The organism is Micromonospora sp. D75 (assembly GCF_018070405.1).
Lineage (GTDB): Bacteria > Actinomycetota > Actinomycetes > Mycobacteriales > Micromonosporaceae > Micromonospora > Micromonospora chalcea.
In genome coordinates, this window is the sequence record NZ_JAGPXV010000416.1 from 1 (window position 1) to 5,316 (window position 5,316).

Consider the following 5,316-nt stretch of genomic DNA (forward strand, 5'->3'; position numbering starts at 1 on the left):
CGTCCAGGAACGCGTTGCCCGCCGCGTACGCCGACTGACCCGGCGAACCCAGCACACCCGCCACCGACGAGAACACCACGAACAAGTCGAGATCCAGCGACGCCGTCGCCTCATGCAGGAACCAACCCGCCGACACCTTCGGCGCCAACACCCTTGCCAGACGCTCCTCGGTGACCCGCTCGATCACCCCGTCATCCAGGACACCGGCGGTGTGCACCACACCCGCCAGCCGACCCCCGGCGGCGACCTCGGCCACCAGCGCGCCGACCTGGTCCCGGTCGGTCACGTCACAGGCGGCAATCCGCACCGACGCGCCCAGCGCCGACAACCGCTCCGACAACTCACCCGCACCCGCAGCCGCCGGACCACGCCGCGACACCAACACCAGCGACCGCACACCATGCGCCGACACCAGATGCTCCGCCACCAACGCCCCGAGCGCACCCGTACCACCGGTCACCAGCACCGCACCGTCACCCACAACCGGCGTCTCCACCGACGCCGGGGCGACCGCGCGCACCAGGCGCGGCACGAACACCGCGCCCGCGCGCACCGCGACCTGACCGCCGTGCGTCGACGGCTCGTCGGCCACCGTGGTCAGCACACTCAGCAGCCCGGCGTCCACGTCACCGTCCACGTCCGCCAGCACGATGCGACCCGGGTGCTCCGACTGCGCCGACCGCAGCAGACCCCACACCGCCGCACCGGCCAGGTCGGACACCCGATTGTCCGCCGCCACCGACACCGCGCCCCGGGTCACCACCACCAGCCGCGACTCCGCCAGCGCGTCCGCCGCCAGCCAGGACCGCACGGTCGCCAGCACGGCCGTGGTCGCCGCGCGTACCGCGTCGGGGACCGCGCTCTCCGGCGCGTCGAGCGGCAGCAGCAGCGCCTTCGGTGCGATCGTCCGGCCGGCGTCGACGGCCGCGACGAGCGCCTCGACGTCGCCGTACGCCGGCAGGTCGGCGGTTGCCGGCGAGCCGACCAGCGCCCAGCCGGAGAGGTCTCCGGCGGCGGCGATCTCCTCGGCCTGCCAGGTGAGTTCGAACATCGCGCGGGCCGCCGCGCCTGCCGCGGTCACGCCGGTCAGCTCGCGCAGGGCGAGGGAGTCGACCGAGACCACTGCCGCGCCCGACTCGTCGCACGCGACCAGGCGCACCGCCGAGCCCGTACGCGACAGCCGGACCCGCAGCACCCGCGCGCCCGAGGCATACACCTGCACACCCTCGAACGCGAACGGCACCCGCGGCCCACCCGGACCCTCCGCACCCACCAGCAGTCCGATCGGATGCAGCGCCGCATCCAGCAGCGCCGGGTGCACACCGAACCCCGCGGCGTCACCGGCCACCTCGTCCGGCAACGCCACCTCGGCGAACACCTCGTCGCCGCCCGTCCACACCCGGCGCAGCCCTCGGAACACCGGCCCGTACGCCAGGCCACGCTCCGCAAGCACTGGATACCAGCCCGCCACGTCCACCTCGGACGCACCGACCGGCGGCCACTCCCCCACGCCCGGCTCGTCGGCCGACGCCGGCTCCAGCACGCCCTCCGCATGCCGCACCCAGTCAGCCTCCGGATCACCCTCGGACTGCGAGTGCACCGCCACGACCCGGGTGCCGGTTTCGTCGGCCGCGCCGACGCGCACCTGCACCCGCACCGCGCTGGACTCCGGCAGCACCAGCGGCGCGGCCACGGTCAGCTCCCGCACCCGCGACGCGCCCACCTCGTCACCCGCCCGCACGGCCAGTTCCACCAGCGCGGTGCCCGGCACCACCACGGCGCCGGAGACGATGTGGTCGGCGAGCCACGCGTGCGTCGACGTCGAGAGCCGGCCGGTCAGCACCACCATGTCCTCGCCGGCCACAGAGACCGCCGCGCCGAGCAGCGGGTGCCCGGCGACGCCGAGGCCCGCCCCGGACACGTCGGCGGTACGCGTCTGGCCCGCGCCGAGCCAGTACCGCTGGTGCTGGAAGGCGTACGTGGGCAGGTCGACCCGGGCGGCGCCGGCGTCGGTGAACCACTGCGTCCAGGTCACCGGGACACCGTGGACGTGCAGGTCGGCGAGGGCGTGCAGCAGTGCCTGCGGGGCGGGCCGGTCCCGACGCTGGACGGCCACCGCCAGCGCGTCATCGGCGAGCAGGTCGGCGTTCATGGCGGTCAGGACGCTCTGCGGGCCGATCTCCAGGAAGGTGTCGACCCCGGTGGCCCGCAGGGCGGCGATGCCGTCGGCGTAGCGGACGGCCTCCCGCACGTGCCGCACCCAGTACTCGGCACGGGTGATCTCCTGCGGGTCGGCGAGCGCGCCGGTCAGGTTCGACACCACCGGCAGCAGCGGCGCCCGGAACGCCAGCCCCGCCAGGACGGCGCGGAACTCGTCGAGCATCGGCTCCATCAGCGGACTGTGGAACGCATGGCTCACCGTCAGCCGGCGCGTACGCACGCCCCGGTCGCGCCAGACCCGCTCCACCTCGTCCAGGGCCTCGACGGCACCGGAGACGACGACGGCGGCAGGCCCGTTGACGGCCGCGATACCGACCCGGCCGGTCAGCCCGACGAGAGACTCCGCCACCGCAGCCTCGTCGGCCGCCACCGCCAGCATGCCGCCGCCCGTCGGCAACGCCTGCATCAACCGACCCCGCGCGGCCACGAGAACGCACGCGTCGGCCAGGGACAACACCCCGGCCACATACGCCGCGGTCACCTCACCGATCGAGTGACCAGCCAGCATGTCCGGCACGATCCCGAACGACTCCACCAGGCGGAACAGCGCCACCTCGACCGCGAACAACCCGGCCTGCGTGAACACCGTCTGGTCCAGCAACTCCGCCTCGGCGGACCCCGGCGACGCGAACAGCACCTCCCGCAGCGGGCGCGGCAGCAGCGGATCGAGGTGCGCACACACCTCGTCCAGCGCGGCGGCGAACACGGGGAACAGAGCGGACAGCTCCCGGCCCATGCCGGCGCGCTGCGCACCCTGGCCGGAGAAGAGCAGCGCGAGCTGGCCGCGTACGGCGGTGGAGCCGGTCACGACGGTCCCGGAGGGCTCGCCCGCATCGAGGGCTCGAAGCGCGGTGAGCAGGTCGTTGCCGTCGGAAACCACGGCGACGGCGCGCTGTTCCAGCGCGGGCCGGGTGGTGACGGAGGACCAGGCCACGTCCAGCGGACGCGGGGCCTCGTCGGCGGCGAGCCAGCGCGCCCACCGGCCCGCTTGGCCGGCCAGGGCCGCGTCGGAGCGCGCGGAGAGCAGCACCGGTACGACCGGCGGCACGTCGCGGGCGACGATCTCGCCCTCGATCGTCTCGGCGGGCGGCTGCTCGATGATCACATGCGCGTTGGTGCCGGAGATCCCGAACGACGACACCGCCGCCCGACGCGGCCGGTCCACGGCCGGCCACGGGGTGGGCTCGGTCGCGAGGGCCACCGCCCCCGCCGACCAGTCGATGTGTGGGGACGGCTCATCCACGTGCAAGGTCGGCGGGACGACGCCGTGGCGCATCGCCATGACCATCTTGATCACACCAGCCACACCGGCGGCGGCCTGCGTGTGCCCGATGTTCGACTTGACCGAGCCGAGCCACAGCGGCTCCCGCCCCTGCCGGTCCTGCCCGTACGTGGCCAGGACGGCCTGCGCCTCGATCGGGTCACCCAGCGTCGTACCCGTACCGTGCGCCTCCACGGCGTCCACGTCGGCCGCAGTGAGCCGCGCGTTCGCGAGGGCCTGCCGGATCACCCGCTGCTGCGACGGACCGTTCGGCGCGGTCAGCCCGTTCGACGCACCGTCCTGGTTCACGGCCGTGCCCCGCACCACGGCGTAGATCTTCCGGCCCTCGCGCTGGGCGTCGGAGAGCCGCTGCACCAGCAGCACGCCGACGCCCTCGGACCAGCCGGTGCCGTCGGCCGACGCCGCGAACGACTTGCAGCGACCATCCTGCGACAGACCGCGCTGCCGGGAGAACTCGATGAACGTCCCCGGCGTCGCCATCACCGTCACACCACCGGCCAACGCCAGATCGCACTCGCCGGAACGCAGCGCCTGCGCGGCGAGGTGCAGCGCCACCAGCGACGACGAGCACGCCGTGTCGACGGTGACCGCCGGCCCCTCCAACCCGAAGGTGTAGGCGACCCGGCCGGACAGCACGCTGCCCGACGTGCCCGTGCCGACGAAGCCCTCGGCGTCCGGCGGCAGGTCCATCAGGCGGGAGGCGTAGTCGTGGTACATGACACCGGCGAACACACCCGTCCGGCTGCCCCGCAACCGCTGCGGATCAAGCCCCGCCGACTCGAACGACTCCCACGACGCCTCCAGCAGCAACCGCTGCTGCGGATCCATCGCCAGGGCCTCGCGCGGCGAGATACCGAAGAAGCCCGGGTCGAACTCCGCCGCCCCGTACAGGAAACCACCATGGCGCGTGTACGACGTACCGCTGTGCTCCGGGTCCGGGTCGAACAGGCTCTCCAGGTCCCAGCCGCGATCGGTGGGGAACTCCGAGATCCCGTCGCCGCCGCCGGCCAGCAACGCCCACAGCTGGTCCGGACTGTCGACGCCACCGGGGTAGCGGCAGGCCATGCCCACGATCGCGATCGGCTCGTCGGTGCCGGCGGTGAGCACCGCCGTCTGGCGGGCGGTGATCTGCCCGGAGACCTGCTCGTGCAGGTGGTCGGCGAGCACGGCCGGGGTCGGATAGTCGAACACCAGCGTCGAGGCCAGCCGCAGCCCGGTGGCCGCGTTCAACCGGTTACGCAGGTCCACCGCCGTCAGCGAGTCGAAGCCCAGCTCCCGGAACGCCCGGTCCGCCGGCACCGACTCCGCACCACCGTGCCCCAACACCTGCGCGACTAGACCCCGTACCAGCACGTCGATCTGGGCGCGCGCCTCGTCGGGCGCGAGGCCCGCGAGCTGGTTGGCCCAGTCGCCGCTCCGCGCGGCCCGTCGCCGGGACGCCGTCGACCCGATCAGGGTACGCAGCACGGCCGGCGCCGGGCCGGCGCCGAGCGCTGCGCGCATCGCCGGTACGTCGATCACGGCCGGCACCAACGCCGGCCGCTCCGCCACCAGGGCGGCGTCGAACAGCTCCAACCCGATCTCGGCGCTCATCGGCGTCAGACCCGCCCGCGCGGACCGCGCCCGGTCCGCCTCCTCGATCGAGGCGGCCATGCCTGCCGTGTCCCACATCCCCCACGCCAGACTCACCGCCGGCAACCCGAGCTGCCGCCGCCACACCGCCAACCCGTCCAGGAACGCGTTGCCCGCCGCGTACGCCGACTGACCCGGCGAACCCAGCACACCCGCCACCGACGAGAACACCACGAACAAGT

1 protein-coding gene is annotated in these 5,316 nt (G+C 74.0%); it reads right to left on the reverse strand.

Annotated elements, in window-relative coordinates; translation table 11 throughout:
- A partial coding sequence (locus tag KBX39_RS21995; RefSeq protein ID WP_210872271.1) for a type I polyketide synthase occupies positions 1-5,316 on the reverse strand: 5,316 nt, incomplete at both ends.